This window comes from Kitasatospora sp. NBC_00374 (assembly GCF_041434935.1).
Classification (GTDB): Bacteria; Actinomycetota; Actinomycetes; order Streptomycetales; family Streptomycetaceae; genus Kitasatospora.
Window position 1 is genome coordinate 8,327,303 of sequence record NZ_CP107964.1, and the last position, 14,769, is coordinate 8,342,071.

Here is a 14,769-nt window from a genome sequence, read left to right on the forward strand (position 1 = left end):
GCGGCTGCGGTGCCGGCCCTGGCCCCGTCGAGCGTAGGCGTCCGGGATTGCGTGCGAGTTGCGCCGACCTCAGCCACCGGGAAGTCAGGGATGAGCACCCGGCAACCCGGCGGATCTACCGCCGAAACACGCTCGTCGCTATGACGGTCGGTCAATACCGTTAGCGGGATGTCGAGTTCGCGTTCGGGGAACGAAGCCGGGCTGGAGGCGCTGCTGGCCGGCTTCGAGATCCGGCCTCGCACGCGCTTCTCAGGTGAAGCGTCATGTCGCCATCCGCCCGGGCTGGCCCTGCCGGCGGTCAGACCAGCGCTGCTGCCAGCAACGCGGCGGCGTCGGCGACCAGTGGCTCGTCCGCGGCCGCGGCGGCGCCGTCCTTGGTGGACAGGACCGCCATCACGATCGGTCCCCGGCCGGGCGGCCAGGCGATACCCACGTCATGGGTGGTGCCGTAGCCACCGGTACCGGTCTTGTCCGCGACGGTCCAGCCCTTGGGGAGTCCCTTACGGAAGCGGTTGCCGCTGGTCGTGTTGGCGAGCAGCCACCCGGTCAGCCTCTCGCGGTCCCGCGGTTCAAGAGCGTCTCCCAGGGCGAGGCGGGCGTAGCTCCGGCCGATCGCGCGGGGGCTTGAGGTATCGGTCACGCGTCCCGGCTCTGCCGAGTTCAGCTCGGGCTCCCACCGGTCGAGCCGGGTCACCTCGTCTCCGATGGAACGGCAGAAACGGGTGACCGCCGTCGGGCCGCCGAGTTCGCGCAGCAGAAGATTGACCGCCCCGTTGTCGCTGTGGTCGATGGCGGCCGCGCACAGGTCCGCGACGGTCATGCCGCCCGCGAGGTTCTTGGGCAGGCCCGTGATCGGCGCGTAGCCCGAGGCCGTGACGTCGTTCTCCGCGTACCGGATGCGCCTGGCGAGGAACTCCCCGTGTCGGTCGAGGTCCCTCAGGACCGCAGCCACGGCGATCGTCTTGAACGTCGAGCACATCGGGAACAGCTCGTCCGCACGGTGGGACACCGTCCTGCCCGTGGCCGTGTCGTATGCGAAAACCCCCAGACGCGCGGAATGCGTCCGCTCAAGGGCGCGCAGCTGCCCGGCGATCCCCTCGTCGTCCATGCCCTGCGCGAGGGCCCTTCCCCCGGCGGGGAGAACAAGGGTGAGGGCCGTGGCGGCGGCCCCGGCAAGAACCCCACGCCGACTCGGACGCAATTCCATGACCATTCTCCTCTGCGCATGCGGCCACCGGGCAGGACGGCCGTCCCTTTCGGGCTGTCCGGCCTCATTCGTCCCTTATGGGGACGCGGCTCCGCGCGGGTCCGTTCCCGCCGGTCGACGTCCGCGCCGCCGAAGGGTGACGGCAGCCGTGCCCGCCACGAGTCCGATCGCGGCGGAGAGGATGTGGCCGACGGTGGTGAAGTCCGGCAGCAGGCCGTACCAGTCGGCCAGCGTCAGCGGATAGAGCACGGCCGCCGCGACCCACCAGCGTCGCATGCGGCGCGGCAGCAGCGGGGTGACGGCGGCGATGGCCGCGATCGATGCGTAGCTGACGCCGTAGTCGAGCGCGTGCATGACCTCGGCGGGGTACCTCCCCGCGTCGACCGCGGCCACCACGACCACCGCGGTGAGCAGGGTGGCGCCGAGGTGTCCCGACACGGCCGCCGCCAGCGCCCGTACCGTCCCGATCCGCCACTCCAGCAGGCCGAGGCAGATGGTCAGGCCCAGGCCCACGACCAGCAGGTGGTCCAGCCATGTGCCGTCGGCCGCCACGAACGGGCTGGCGGTCAGGCAGAGCAGCGGATGCCGGGCGAGGTTGTCCGGGTTGGTGCTGATCGCCTCCAGTACCCGCTGCGAGGTCTCCTCGGCCAGCATGCCCTTGACCACAGCCGTGCCCGCCCCCAGCAGAAGGAGCCAGCCGAGGGTCGCCGGCGTACGGCGCGGCAGCTGGGCCAGCGTCTGCAGGGACAGGCTCGACCTGGCGGCCGGCGTCTGGTCCCGGCCGATTTGATGGCGCATGGTGTGGATCTCTCCTGAACGGTGTGCGCTGCGCGGGCGGATGGCCGACCGCGTCTGCCGGCCGGCCCGTGGTGATCTTCGCGCACGCGTGTAACGTCCCCGTAAATCCTGGCCCGCCGCGCCCCGCGACAGGCGATCGCCGAACCGGGTCAGGGCGCGGCCGGGCAGGTGCCGCCCGTGATCTCGCCCCGGCCGGCCGGCTGGGACCGTGGGCGTGGGCGTGGGCGTGGGCGTGGGCGTGGGCGTGGGCGTGGGCGGTCGGGCTGGACCGGGCTCCCGCCCGCAGGGCGGCCGGGCGTGGCAGGCTGCTCACGCGGCTCCGGCGGACGGGGCCCGGGACCGTCAGAGCCCGGTCGTCGGGCGGAGGATCACCGGCGGGATCCAGGGACGGAAGACCTTGAGCCGGAAGTCCATCGTCACGTCGTCCACCAGGAAGGGCAGCTTGTTGGAGCTGTCCTCGACCACCAGGAACGACAGGTTCACCTGCTGCTCCGACGAGGAGTAGAAGGCGTCGGGGAGAGTCAGGGTGACCTTCTCGTAGGCGCCGTTCGAGTCCTTGTTGGTGCGACTGGCCAGCAGGTACGACGTGCCGTCCTGCGTGGTCGCCTCGACGTCCAGCTCACGGTAGCCCATGGTCGCCGGGGTCTGCGGGTCGATGCGCAGCCAGAAGCTGAGAACCGGCACACGGTAGGCGGGGACGGCCAGCTGCTGCGAGATGCGGTTCACACCGGTGAAGCCGCGTCCGCCCAACTCGGCCTTCCAGGAGCCCGAGTGGGCGGGATGGGTCGGGGAGGCGTTGATCAGCGGAATGCCGCCGAACGGGGTCGAGAACTGGTTCCAGCTCGTATTCCCGGCCTCGAAACCGGGGTTGGTGATGCCCGTCGGGGCCGCTTGCGCCGCCGGGGCGGCCAGCATTCCCACGGCCGCCGCTATGACGAGGGCGGAGGCCGCACGGCGCGTCCTCGAGAAACGGGGTCTCATATGTCTCCTGCGTAGGGTGGTGCGGCGCCGGTCGCCCCGGCCCGGAGCAGGGTTCTCCCGTCAGCGGGTGGGCGATCCGGAGAGGCCGGTCTCCTGTCCGTCCGGCCCGGGAGAAATCTATCGCCGGCCACCGACACCGCCCGGGCCGGGGCTTTGTTGTCCTCGGCGGCCAACCCCCGCACCGAACGGGCGAATACGGAGGATGCCTCCACCGGTGACCGGGCGGACGCCCCGGGCCGCAGGCCGGTGCCTGCGGTGACCCCGTCGCAGGGCCCCAGAGCGCGGCGGGGCCTGAAGCCGCCCACAGCGACCTGCCGCACGCTGCGTCCGGCCCCTGTTGCCCCGGTGTTCGGCCCCGGCCGGATCGGCCACGTCGGCAGGCGGGGCCGTCCGGGTGCAGAACACGGGAGGCGGGGCGTCCCGAGGGGGTTCCCGCCCTGCCGCCGGGGCGGCGTGGAATGGTCGCATCCGCCATCGGTCGGGCGCCGCTCAGCAGGTCGCTCCGGCTCGGCAGGTCACTCGGGAGCTGCCACTGCGTCCTTCTGTAGTTGCACCGCCGCCAGCAGGCTCAGCTTCGGCTCCGCCTGCCGCAGGGCCTTCACCGCAGCGACCGACTTGATGTCACCCGTGAAACCCACGGCGGCCAGCCGGGAGCGGACCCAGCGGGCGCGGAGCTGGGTCTCGGTGGCGCCGGCGGTGGACTCGACGAGTGCGGCGGCGCGTTCCAGACCCGGACGCTCCTCGGGCGAAGCCTCGGCCAGCGCCTGGCGCAGGGCGGCCGCGACCGTGTCCGTCTCCCGGATGAGCAGTACGAAGTTGTGCTTTGTGTTCAGTCCCAGGAATCCAGTCATACCGATCATCGTTGCCGTCGTGTGACGTGTACAGCAAGGGACTTGAGCAGCTACAGAGGTTCGTCAAGCCCTCCTCGTACCACTGTGCCCGCATCGCGGCCTGACGCACCGTGCGGTCGATGCCGGCGGCGGCACGGGCCATCCCTGCGGCCGGCCGCGAGCCCGCTACGCCGGCGGGGATCCCCCGTTCGATGCCGGGAACCTCGGCCACCCCGGCGAGCAGCAGGTGAGGTCGGCGGCGTCGTCGACTGCGGTCAGCCCGTCCCCCGCAGGGCTCGGGCGTCGACGTTCAGCGGGGTGTCGTGACCGAATCCGGCCAACGGTGTATAGCATTTCCGCATCAGTGCACCGGGCCAGTATCCCCGCGGGTTACCGCCGGTTCGACCGCAATGCCTTCTCGCTCCAGTCGTCAGCGCCGTAGAGATGCCGTCGGCGCATACTCGCCGAAAGGTTTGTGCGATGACCATCATGTCCTCGACAGCGCGATGCATCGCGTTGGTCATGTTGGTGCTGGGGCTGACCACACCGGCCGCGGCGACACCGGCGGCTCCCGAACTGGGGCACGCGGGCCGCTGGCTCACCGACGACCAGGGCCGGGTGGTCACCCTGCACGGCGTGAACATGGTCTACAAGAACCCGCCGTACTTCCCCGCAGCGGGCGGCTTCGGCGAGAAGGACGCCCAGTTCCTGGCGGAGAACGGTTTCAACGCGGTGCGGCTGGGTTTCGCGTGGAACGCGGTCGAGCCGCAGCCCGGAGTTTACGACGACAACTACATCGAGCAGATCAAGCAGACCCAGCAGTTACTGGCCCGGTACAACATTTACAGCCTCGTCGATTCCCATCAGGACGCGTTCAACGAATCGGTGGGCGCGAGCTGGAGCGGGTTCCCCGACTGGGCGACGTTCACCGACGGGTTCCCGGTGCAGCCGAACCCGGGCTTTCCCCTGGTCTACTTCACGAGCCCCGCACAGAACCAGACATGGACGAACTTCTGGCACGACCATGCCGCGCCTGATGGCGTCGGGCTGCAGGAACACTATGCGGCCATGTGGGCGCATGTCGTGCAACGCTTCGCGGACCAGCCGTACGTTCTGGGCTACGACCTGATCAATGAGCCGTGGCCCGGTTGGGAATACCCGACATGCTTCCCGAACGGCTGCCCCCGATTCGAGAGCGGTGTGCTCGCGCCGTTCGAGGCAAAGGTCATGACCGCCATCCGCCGAGTCGACCGGCAACACCTGCTGTTCTACGAGCCGTCCCTGACCAACGACTTCGGTACGCCGAACTGGATGCCGAATCCAACCGGCGATCCGAGAGCCGGGATGAGCTTTCACGACTACTGCTCCGGCCCGGTCGACACCTGTGTGAGCAACGGATTGGATCGCGCCGCCGTCGACGGCGTCGTCGGGGTGGTGACCGAGTTCGGCGCGACCAAGGACTCGGCGAGGCTGACTCGTCTCACCGATCGATTCGACGACAACATGGCGTCCTGGATGTTCTGGTCCCAACCGCAGAATCAGACACCCGGTCATCCCCAGGAGCCGCCCACCGGCCCCAACCTGATGGACCCGGCGATCGTCCGGCCGTATCCACGTGCCGTCGCAGGCACCCCGCAGCAGTGGCACTACGACAGCGCGACCGGGACGTTCACCATCCGATACAGCGCCCGCCGCGCCGATTCCGGTCAGCCTTTCGCCCGTGGAGTCCGCACCGAGGTGTCTCTGCCGCAGAGTAACTACCCCGATGGCTACCGGGTCGAAAGCCAGGGCGCCGACGTCGTGTCGGCGCCCGATGCCCGGCTGCTTCAACTCGTCACCAGCCCCGGGCAGGACACCGTGCAGGTGACCGTGACGCGACGGTGATCGGAACCCGAGGCCAGCTGAGGTTCCGCATCGACCCTGCCCGGCTGCGGCCGATCGCCGGGGACAGCGACCAGGCTCAGGCCCAGGCCGTCCGCGTGGTCGCCCGCGCCCACCGGATCCTGGTGGTCCGTCAGGCGGCGGGGTCACCCGAGTGGGGGAGAAGTCGTACTGGTCCAGGAGCTGCGGCGCCGGGCGGGCTGCCTGTGTCCTCCGGCCGACCGGGGTGCTGGCTGGGCCCGGCCGATACGCGGACGGCGCCCGCGTCGTTGCACCGGGTGTGAGCGGTCCGGTGAACGAGCGCGGGATTCCCGCGCCGGTGCGATGGGTGTTCGTGGTGCGCGAAGCGGCCTTCGGGCCGCCGTTCGCGGAGGCCTTGATGGAGGTGGGCTCGCCGCTGTACGAGCAGCTGGCGGGGGACGCGGTGGACAGCGGGTTCGTCGTGGCCGCGGGTGAGCCACCGGCTACGACAGCCGAGGTCCATGTGGGGGACGGAGCGCTGGTCCGTCTGGTGCTGGTGGGTGGACGCCGGACCTGGGAACCCGCTGTCCCGGCCGTCCTCTCGACGCGGTGGTTGTCGGCGGCGGAGGGTCGTGGCGGAGTGGTCGTCGTGATGGCGCCGCCCGCCACTCTGCCTGCCTCCGATCCGGACGCGGCCGCGGACAGCAGGCGTGCGGCGTTCACCGCCGCGCTGGCCGAGGCCCGGGCGACGGGCCGGTTGCTGCACGGCATGGCGGTCCTGACCGTCGAACCCGCCTGAAGCTTCGGGCTGGCAATGGCCCGCTGCGCAGCTGCTTGGCTGAACGGTTGCTCCGGGCCGCGCACTCGGCGGGGCGACCGCGGTGGCGCGGCGGCAGGCTGGGGGCTCCGGCCACGCCGTGCACCCTGTCCCCGAAGCCGGTGACGCGGCACCAGTCCGGTAGCCGCCAAGCCCGTGTTCTGATCCTGGCAGTCCGGCGCGTCGGGGCGATCCCAACTACGGGCGGGCCCCCGGGTACACCTAGAGCATGGCGGCGACCTGGCCGACCGCCTCGGGAAACGCGCAGGTGAGTTGCTCCAGGCGCAGATCCTTTGCGAGGCATTCGAGGGTCTGGTCGTGGAAGGTCAGCACGTAGTGGCGCATGCGTCGGTGCCAGCCGCCCAGGTGTCCGCTGTGGACGGAGTTGATGCGTTCCGCCTCCGTGATCCAACTCGAGTTGTGGACCTCGTGGGCTCGGTAGGGCTCCAGTCCGCGGTCAGACAAGGGGTGGCCGTGGAGTGCCTCGTCGTTGGGGCCGCCGAACCTGACCGAGTAGGTGAGGACGAACTCGATCACGCTCAGGCCGACTCGCGCCGGGTCGGTGGTGTCGACGGGACGGCTCCATGTTCCGTCCCAGCCGGGTGTCGGCTGATGGGGACGGAACAGGACGAAGGTGCGATGGCCGGAACTGAACAGGTGGGGCATCGGAGCGCCGACGTCCCAGCTGATCCCCGGGAGGACCGTCGCGTACTCCTCGCCCCGCGCCTTGGCCCGGTCCCGCGCCGTCTCACGCTCGGCATCGATCCTGGCCGAAATCGCCGCCCACTGCTCGCCGTTCATGTCCGACACCCCCGTCTGCCCTTGTCGCCGCGGAGCGTTCCAGCCACCCGCATCGGAAGGTGCCGGGCGATGTGCAGCGTAGCGATTGGTTGCCATTATGGAAACTAGTTACCGCATCGGTACGGCATGCTCGGCAGCCCGAGCTGGAGACTTGCAAGGCGGACCTTCGCGAGAGGGGCGACCGTGCGGGACATCGGAACGGCCGACGAGCGGCGCGCCGGGATCGCAGCCCCGCATTGCCGGACCGGTTGCGTGTGGGGTCGATGCGGCCAGCGGAACGCCGGCCCGGTGGCAACGACACGTGCGGCTGGACGAGTCGGACGCGATCTGGATCTCGCATCTGCACGTCGACCACGGTGCGGACCTGCTCACGGCAATGCTACGGGGCGCTGGACGAGGGCATCGAACTCGCCACTCCGATAACCCTGTTCGGGCGGCCGGGTACCGCCGCCCCCTGGCGCACTTCCTCACCGGCGCCCCGGCCGGAAGCCCGATCCAAGCCGCTTTCGCCGTCCGTGAACCGTGCGACGGCCGCCCGGTGCAGGCGAGGGTCCGCGCCGCGGCAGGACGCTGTCACAGCGGTGCCGCGTCCGGCAGGACACTACGAATGGGCCACGACCTCGCCGGCCGTGACCTGGGGAGGGTTGGGGAGCAGGGAGGCGAGGCGGTCCCGCACGAAGTCCGTCGCCCTGGCGGTCGATTCCTCGGCGCCGGCCCGGTCCTGGAAGACACTCGTCGAGACCATCACCCCGCCCCCGGCGTCGACCCAGTAGTACGCCACGAAACCCTGGACCTGGCGGAGGAGCGGCACGAACTCCTCCTGCACCCGGCGTCCCGCCTCGGCCGGCTCGGTCACCCCTTCGTACCGCCGAACCACCGCATACATGGCTGATCTCCTCACTTGTATCGCTGGGCCGTCATCTGCGGAGACGGTGTACCCGTCGTGGGACGTGCGGCGTACGCGACGTGTGCGGAAATCACCGGAAGGGGGACCGTGGGGGATCCGAACGGCGGCTTCCGGCCCGCTCCGGTGCCCGGGCAGTCACCGCACCGCGGTGTGCTGTCGCCGTTGTCCTCGGCCAGCGGCCGGCCGCCGGCCCGACGGGAGGACCAGTACTGCAGCGGAGCCCAACACCAGGTCTACCGCCGTTGCACCAGGACGTCCTCCTTCACAGTGGGGTGAGGATGTCCTGGTGCGCTCCGTCGAGGACGAAGCCGTTGTCCAACCGGACCCGGACCGTCACCCGCCTCCCCTGCTCCCGGTACGCGGCCCACTCCAGCTCCAGCGCGGCGATCTTCGCCTCCAGCCGCTCCCGGCTCGCCACCGGCATGGTGTGCCCGTAGTCCTCGAACAGCGCTTTGAGCCGCTGGTACTCACGGACCTCCTCGCTCTCCGGGAGTTCCCCGTCCACCCGCTCGACGGTGCCCTCGATCCCGGCTCCCAGCGAGAAATATCCGACGACGGCCCCGGGCTCCCCGGCGACTGCCTCACCGATCCCGAGGTCCTCCGCCAGCCTGACGCGCAGGCCTTCCTCCAGGGTCATTCGTCCTCTGCCTCTCCATCGATCGAAGCCGCCGGCGTATCTGGTCTGCGGCCCCGGGCCATTATCCGCCGTCCGGGGACCGGTGCCGGGCAGATCACTTCCCAGCGCTCCCTGGTGCAGTTCTGGGGCTCCCGGACCCACCGCTGTCGGAGGCCACCCGCCTGCGGCAGATGCGGGCCTGGTATCGCCTCACCGGCGACGATCTCATCGACGTCGCGGTCTCGCACGACAACCCGATGACCACCGCCCTCCGAGAGGGCACGGCCGCCCTCTCCTACGAGCCGACTGGCGCGAGATGACCACCAAGGCGGACAACCGCAATCGCCGCTGCACACAAGCGCTGACCCCAATCAGCGAGGCTTCGCCATCTTCGAACGTGCTGGTCAGAGGGACTGGCGTTGCGGGCTGGTCTGGATCTCCGTCGCCCGCCCCGGCCGCACCCACGACGCCACCGCGGCCCGCCGCGACAAAATCGTCGAGCGCCTCAAGGCAGCAGGCCTCGGCGCGCTCGCCGACCTCGGCTTCATCGGCGTCGACAAGCCAAAGAACCCTGACGACCAGGTCATCATCACCGGCTACAGGGCCACCCGGGCCCGCAAGCTCACTGCCGGCCACAAGCAGGCCAACGGGACGATGGCCTCCTGCGCGCCCTGCTCGTCCTGACCAACCTCGAAGTCAGCCGCTGACGACACGCTGGCGAACGATCAAGAACCCAGACTCCCGCCCAAGAGAATCAAACCGGCACCGACAGCGAAGCCGACGCTGTCCGCCGCTCCCGCCGATATGCCCCAGGCGGGGCGCCGAAGTGCCGCTTGAACGCCTTCGCGAACGCGAATTCCGAGGTGTAGCCGGCGTTCTCGGCCACGGCGCTCAGCGAGTCGACCGTCTCGCGCAGCATCCGCGCCGCGACGGCCATCCGCCACGTCGTCAGGTAGCTGAGCGGCGGCTCGCCGACCACCGTGGTGAACCGCCGGGCGAACGCGGCGCGCGACAGCCCGGCCCGGCTCCCCAGCGATTCGACGGTCCACGGATGCGCCGGGTCGTCGTGGATCGCTTTCAGCGCCGGGGCGATCAACGGGTCGTTCAGTGCCGAGGCCCAGCCCTGCGTCTGCTCCCTGGGCAACTCGGCGTACCAGGACCGCAGAATATAGAGAAGCAGCAGATCGACGAGCGTCGTGACCACTGAGTCCGAACCCGGCTGAGGCTGGTGGATCTCGGCGCAGAGCTGGTCGACCGCCGAGCGCAGCGCCGGATGGCGACCGGGGCTGGCCGGGAGGTGGATGACCTCCGGGAGGTCGCCGAGCAGCGGATGCGGCCGGTCGATGTCGAGGTGGTAGGCCCCGCATACCAGCACGCTGCGAGCGCCGTCGCCCTCGACGGTGAAACGCCCGATCGGCGAGGAGGTGTCGACGCGGTCGGGTTCGAAGGCGACCAGCTCGCTGGTGACCGCGTCACAGATGGCGTGATCGGTGCCGCGCCGCAGGAACACGACGTCGCCGGGGCCCAGGGCTATCGGATCGCCGCCGACCGGCAGGAGAAAGCAGTGTCCTTCGACGACGACGTGAAATCCGGCTCCCGCGATGGGCTGGAAGCGCACACCCCACGGCGCCTGCGCGTCGGTACGGACAACAGACGGACGCCCGGTGCGCAGGGCCGCAAGCGTGTCGCTGAGTATGTCCACACACTCACCATAGCGTGCTGAGGTCGAGACGATCAGACAAAGAATCGAGACTTAAGGCCATTCATAGTCTCGCTAGTGACACGTAGCGTCCTCGCTATGAACAACACAGCAGACACCCAGCGTGTCGTCGTCATAGGTGGTACCTCCGGCATCGGATTCGCCGTTGCGCAGGCCGCGGCGACTCAGGGCGCGAACGTGGTCGTCGCCTCCAGCAGCCAGGGCCGGGTCGACGTGGCGGTGAAGAAGCTCGGTGGCCCGGCCGAAGGCATCCTGCTGAACGTCGCCGACGAGGCCGCGCTCGCCGCCTTCTTCGACCGGATCGGCGAGTTCGACCACCTCGTCTACACGGCGGGCGAGTCCCTGCTGCTGAAGCCGCTCGCCGACCTCACCGCCGAGGAGTCCCGAGCGTTCTTCGAGCGCCGCTTCTGGGGTGCCCTGCTCGCCGCGAAGTACGCGACGCCGAAGCTCCGTCCCGGCGGCTCGATCGCCTTCACCTCCGGCGCCTTCGCCATCCGGCCCGCCCCCGGAGCCTCGCTCGGCGCAAGCATCACAGCAGCCGTCGAGGGGCTGACGCGAGCCCTAGCCCTGGAACTCGCCCCACTGCGGGTCAACGCGGTCCGCCTCGGCGCGATCCGCACCGAGCTTTGGGACAGCACCGTGCCCGAGCCGGAGGCCTTCCTCCGAGCGCAAGGCAGCGGCCTTCCCGTGCAGCGCGTCGGCAGCCCCGAGGAGGCTGCGGCGGCCTACCTCTACCTCCTGAGCAACGGCTACGCGACCGGCACGGTGCTCACCCTCGACGGCGGAGCCGCACTGGCCTGACAACCTCCCGCCCGCCCGCGAAGGGCACTGCGGCGACCTGTGACCGCCCACGCCGGGGCGGTCACAACCCGAGGAGCCCCGAGTGACCACCGGCAGCGTCGGACGAGTCAGCTCAGTCCCCTAATCCGACCCAACCTGCTGAGGAAGGACAGGAGTTGACACCTCGGGCGCCGGATGGTCACGGGCAGCCGTGTAGGCAGACGGTCTTCCACTCGCCGGGTCGCTCTGCCACTATTTCGGGGAAAATCGCCGCGGTCCACCCCGCGCGGTTCCACTCACCGGGGGGTGCGGGTGCGCAACATCCAACGTTCGGGGCGCCGACGGGTATGACGGAGCGAAGAGCAGGCCTGCCCGACCAGTCGCGGGTCAAGGGCTGGGCCCTGCTGGCTGCCGGGGTGCTGATCAGACTGGTCGGTGCCTTCGGCGGACTGCTGGGCATGTGGCGCTGGCAGCTGTCCAAGAGCTCCGTTCCCGCGGTGGCATTCGACCTCTCACCGCCCTGGTGGGACGCTGTCGTGGCCGTCAGCGCACTCGCCGGAGCGGGCGCCGCCGTCCGCACCGGCTACCTGATCGCCCGGCGCAGACCGCTGCCCTGGCCGAGGGCGGGCGAGGCACTGGCACTGCTCCTCGCCATCGACTTCACCTTCGTCCTGATCGGCTGGATGAGTCACGATGGGGGCGCCTCCATTCCGTGGTGGGACAGGTTCATCGTGCTACCCGCCACGGCGGTGGCAAGCGTCGAGCTGTTCCGACTCGGGCGCGCCCTCGGTGTTGTCGGCCGGAAGCACCTGGTCGAGGTCATCAACTCTCCTCAGGAGCTCGGCGCCGACTCCTACGTGCTGTACCTGCGCTCGTTCGACGACGACCTCCGTAGGGCCTCACTGGAGGAGAACCAGAGTCATCCACCGGGCCCGGGAGCCGTCCTGCCGGATCTGCTCCTGTCCGGCAGGACGGACGAGGAGCAGTTGGCGGCTGCGCTGGCGTCCGTGGCGCCGCTGGTGGCCGTGGGCCGGCCGGGCGAGCACCTGCCGTTGGTGGGCGCCCGGCGACTGTACCTGCCGCTCGACGACTGGCAGGACACCGTACGGCAGCTGATGGAGCGCGCCAGACCGGTCGTGATGGCGCTCGGCACGGGGCCGGGGTTGATGTGGGAACTCATGGAGGCCGTACGCATCCTTCCCCCCGAACGCCTGGTCCTGATGGTGCCGATGGACGAGCCGACGTACGAGGAGTTCCGCTCCCTGGCCCACGAGCAGCTGCGGGATCTGGCATCGGCGCCGTTGATGACCACCGATCACCCCCTGCGGCCTGAGCAGCTCCTGCCACCCTTTCCCAGGGCGGGCGGAGACGCCGTTGCCTCGGATGGCGCGGCTTTCAGAGGTGCGGTCTACTTCGACCACGACTGGACGGCTCACCTCGTCCTGTTCGACACCGCCCGCGCTGGGCGGCGCCACGGAGAGCGGGTCCGCGCGATGCTGGAGACCGGCCTGCGTCCCGCTCTGGATCGCGTCCGCCCGCAGGCGAACGGGACTCCGGGAGACGTCACGCACGGGAAGGCCCAAGGTGACGGCCAGGTGTGATCGCCACTGCGGTGACCGATGCAGACGCTGGAACGCACCGACCAGCAGGTGCTCCATCCATCTGGCGCTCTCGGGCAGGCCACCGCCCGGCACACTGTCCGGTGCGATGGAGTACGGGCAGAATCCGCCTCGTGCCATCACCCCCACTCATGCGCGGGATGGCCGGGGACATCCTTTGGGACCCCGCCTGATCAGGTACCGGTGCCGGCCTGAGCAGGCCTCGGCGCGGGCGGACCAGGTGCCGCGCCGCCGACCGGCCAGGCCGGCACAGGGTGTTCGCCACGATCAAGCCCGACCGCCGTCAAGAACGCTCGTGATCAGTGCACCTGGAGCCCGGGGATCTGGCGTGCCACGAAGGCCTGGCGGACCGTCTCCGCAGCCGGGTCGCCGTACATCGACCGCGCGGTGGCGACGGTGGTCAGCGCGGCGGCGCTGAACGTGGTGTCCGGCGCGAAGGAGAACTGGGCGTTGACGATGATCCGGTCGGCCGTCCGCGCGCCGAGCGCCTTGCGGATGTCGTACAGCGCCTGCGACCAGATCTCGCCGTCGGCGTGCACCTCGCCGACCCGGTCGCCGTACACCTTGCCGGTGTCGAGGCGGCGCAGGCAGTGGACGGGGCCCGCGGTGTAGCCGGTGGAGTCCCAGTCCGCGACGCAGGCGTCGGCGGTCTTCCGCGGCCAGCCGTACTTGGCGTCGGCGGCGTTGCTCACCTCGACGGCAAGGTAGTCACCCCAGGCCTCGCCGATCGCGCCGGCCTCTGGCGAGCTCCCGAAGCCGGGTACCTGGGCCTCGTGGACGGCGTGGCCGTACTCGTGCACGATGACCTCGGCGTCCTCGGCGTCGTCCACACCGCCCTTGCCGAAGCGGATCTCGCCCTTCTTGTCGGTGAAGAAGGAGTTGTCCGAGCCCCACTGGTTGATACGGACGTCCTGGGCCCGGTTGTTGGCACCGGGCAGCTCGCTGCCGAAGCCGAGGCCCTGCAGGTACTCCTGCGCCTCGTTGACCCAGAAGTACGCCATCACCTGCTCGAACTGGTCGGCGTCCCGGGTGAAGCGGAAGTCGCCGGTGGCGGAGTACGCGGGAGCGCCGGTCTCGGAGCGGACGTTGGCCCACCTCCCCGCGAGGTAGCCGCTGCCGTCCAGGCTGCGGAGCGTCACCGCGGCATAGGCGGAGGAGGGCACGGCGGAGGCCGAGTCCTTCGCATCTGTCAGGCTCTCGTCGCCAGAGGACTGGACAGGGTTGACCATGAAGACCTGGCCGACCGCGCCGGGGGCGGAGGACGAGGGCTTGGCGATCGCCGGGCCGGCGCCGAGGCCCGCCAGGGCGGCGAGGGCGGTGGCGGTGGCCAGGGCGAGTCGGGGGGCACGGGTGGGACGAGGCAAGGCTCCTCCTGAGCGCTCGGGGGACAACGCGGGATCCTGCCGTACGCGGGATGCCTTGCCTAGGGTGTGAACAGCCGGACGTCATCGCCCTCTGCCGGAAGTCCTCCGGCGGCACCTTGACCCGCTCGGCGTCTGGGCTGCCGATGTCGTCGCACGGAGCACACGCTCGCCGGCCCGCGACGCCCGCCTCCCCACGGCCGCCGACCACACGCATGGCGGACTGTTCCTGCTGGAGGGCTCCCGGCCCGGCGGCCGGCTGGGCGCGGACCGCTCCTCGGCCGCGCTGCGGGAGATCGCCGCAGCTGTGGCGGGCCGGCCGAAGAGGCCGTTGAGCTTTCCGAACACGCCGTCCCTTCTGCCTGCGGGCGAAGGAGGCGTGACGTTTCCCGGGTCGGGTCGGGTAGCCGGCTGTCGGTCCGGCTGCGCCGTGCGGGCGTGGCCGGCCCGCCTGGCGGGGTGCGGTACGGTCCCGTCCGCACTGAGAAAG

14 protein-coding genes are annotated in these 14,769 nt (G+C 70.5%); 5 read left to right on the forward strand and 9 right to left on the reverse strand.

The window, feature by feature from the left end:
• Positions 1-298: 298 nt before the first annotated feature.
• The 4 genes from bla to OG871_RS36365 all read right to left on the reverse strand — a co-directional run bounded on the left by bla (position 299) and on the right by OG871_RS36365 (position 3,837).
• On the reverse strand, positions 299-1,213 hold the full coding sequence (bla, locus tag OG871_RS36350) for a class A beta-lactamase (protein ID WP_371502673.1): 915 nt from the start codon (positions 1,211-1,213) through the stop codon (positions 299-301).
• Between the two features lie 69 nt (positions 1,214-1,282).
• Positions 1,283-2,005 (reverse strand): rhomboid-like protein, encoded by a 723-nt coding sequence (locus OG871_RS36355; RefSeq protein ID WP_371502675.1) that lies wholly within the window; start codon positions 2,003-2,005, stop codon positions 1,283-1,285.
• A 342-nt stretch (positions 2,006-2,347) separates the two neighbouring features.
• Entirely contained in the window at positions 2,348-2,926 is a 579-nt protein-coding gene (locus tag OG871_RS36360; protein ID WP_371502677.1) for a hypothetical protein, read from the reverse strand.
• 575 nt (positions 2,927-3,501) lie between these two features.
• Positions 3,502-3,837: a hypothetical protein gene (locus OG871_RS36365; protein ID WP_371502678.1), complete on the reverse strand. Its 336-nt coding sequence runs from the start codon at positions 3,835-3,837 to the stop codon at positions 3,502-3,504.
• A 459-nt stretch (positions 3,838-4,296) separates the two neighbouring features.
• On the opposite strand from OG871_RS36365, the gene OG871_RS36370 reads away from it, so the two are divergent.
• The gene (locus OG871_RS36370; protein WP_371502680.1) at positions 4,297-5,700 is read left to right on the forward strand and encodes a cellulase family glycosylhydrolase; all 1,404 of its coding nucleotides are present in this window, start codon (positions 4,297-4,299) and stop codon (positions 5,698-5,700) included.
• Positions 5,701-6,016: 316 nt separating this feature from the next.
• Positions 6,017-6,457, forward strand: a complete 441-nt coding sequence (locus tag OG871_RS36375) for a hypothetical protein (protein WP_371502682.1) — start codon at positions 6,017-6,019, stop codon at positions 6,455-6,457.
• 240 nt (positions 6,458-6,697) lie between these two features.
• Here the strand turns inward: OG871_RS36375 and OG871_RS36380 are convergent, their stop codons facing one another.
• The 3 genes from OG871_RS36380 to OG871_RS36390 form a co-directional block, all read right to left on the reverse strand.
• Positions 6,698-7,276, reverse strand: coding sequence for a hypothetical protein (locus tag OG871_RS36380; protein WP_371502683.1), 579 nt, complete (start codon positions 7,274-7,276; stop codon positions 6,698-6,700).
• Positions 7,277-7,877: 601 nt separating this feature from the next.
• Positions 7,878-8,162 (reverse strand): hypothetical protein, encoded by a 285-nt coding sequence (locus tag OG871_RS36385; protein WP_371502685.1) that lies wholly within the window; start codon positions 8,160-8,162, stop codon positions 7,878-7,880.
• A gap of 283 nt (positions 8,163-8,445) precedes the next feature.
• Entirely contained in the window at positions 8,446-8,820 is a 375-nt protein-coding gene (locus OG871_RS36390; RefSeq protein WP_371502687.1) for a hypothetical protein, read from the reverse strand.
• A gap of 170 nt (positions 8,821-8,990) precedes the next feature.
• Between OG871_RS36390 and OG871_RS36395 the strand changes: the two genes are divergently transcribed.
• Positions 8,991-9,119 (forward strand): hypothetical protein, encoded by a 129-nt coding sequence (locus OG871_RS36395; protein ID WP_371502689.1) that lies wholly within the window; start codon positions 8,991-8,993, stop codon positions 9,117-9,119.
• A 434-nt stretch (positions 9,120-9,553) separates the two neighbouring features.
• Here the strand turns inward: OG871_RS36395 and OG871_RS36400 are convergent, their stop codons facing one another.
• Complete coding sequence (locus tag OG871_RS36400) at positions 9,554-10,501, reverse strand: AraC family transcriptional regulator (protein ID WP_371502690.1); 948 nt, start codon at positions 10,499-10,501, stop codon at positions 9,554-9,556.
• 96 nt (positions 10,502-10,597) lie between these two features.
• On the opposite strand from OG871_RS36400, the gene OG871_RS36405 reads away from it, so the two are divergent.
• Both OG871_RS36405 and OG871_RS36410 read left to right on the forward strand, forming a co-directional pair.
• Entirely contained in the window at positions 10,598-11,320 is a 723-nt protein-coding gene (locus OG871_RS36405; protein WP_371502691.1) for an SDR family oxidoreductase, read from the forward strand.
• 326 nt (positions 11,321-11,646) lie between these two features.
• Positions 11,647-12,900 carry a hypothetical protein gene (locus tag OG871_RS36410; RefSeq protein WP_371502692.1) on the forward strand — a complete coding sequence of 418 codons (1,254 nt, stop codon included), beginning with the start codon at positions 11,647-11,649 and terminating at the stop codon, positions 12,898-12,900.
• Positions 12,901-13,217: 317 nt separating this feature from the next.
• On the opposite strand, the gene OG871_RS36415 is transcribed toward OG871_RS36410, so the two are convergent.
• Entirely contained in the window at positions 13,218-14,282 is a 1,065-nt protein-coding gene (locus OG871_RS36415) for a M4 family metallopeptidase (RefSeq protein WP_371502694.1), read from the reverse strand.
• Between the last annotated feature and the right edge of the window lie 487 nt (positions 14,283-14,769).

Coding starts and splice junctions, on each gene's coding strand:
- bla (WP_371502673.1), bottom strand. CDS start 1,213: ATGGTCATGGAATTGCGTCCGAGTCGGCGTGGGGTTCTTGCCGGGGCC.
- OG871_RS36355 (WP_371502675.1), bottom strand. CDS start 2,005: ATGCGCCATCAAATCGGCCGGGACCAGACGCCGGCCGCCAGGTCGAGC.
- OG871_RS36365 (WP_371502678.1), bottom strand. CDS start 3,837: ATGACTGGATTCCTGGGACTGAACACAAAGCACAACTTCGTACTGCTC.
- OG871_RS36370 (WP_371502680.1), top strand. CDS start 4,297: ATGACCATCATGTCCTCGACAGCGCGATGCATCGCGTTGGTCATGTTG.
- OG871_RS36380 (WP_371502683.1), bottom strand. CDS start 7,276: ATGAACGGCGAGCAGTGGGCGGCGATTTCGGCCAGGATCGATGCCGAG.
- OG871_RS36385 (WP_371502685.1), bottom strand. CDS start 8,162: ATGTATGCGGTGGTTCGGCGGTACGAAGGGGTGACCGAGCCGGCCGAG.
- OG871_RS36390 (WP_371502687.1), bottom strand. CDS start 8,820: ATGACCCTGGAGGAAGGCCTGCGCGTCAGGCTGGCGGAGGACCTCGGG.
- OG871_RS36395 (WP_371502689.1), top strand. CDS start 8,991: ATGCGGGCCTGGTATCGCCTCACCGGCGACGATCTCATCGACGTCGCG.
- OG871_RS36405 (WP_371502691.1), top strand. CDS start 10,598: ATGAACAACACAGCAGACACCCAGCGTGTCGTCGTCATAGGTGGTACC.
- OG871_RS36410 (WP_371502692.1), top strand. CDS start 11,647: ATGACGGAGCGAAGAGCAGGCCTGCCCGACCAGTCGCGGGTCAAGGGC.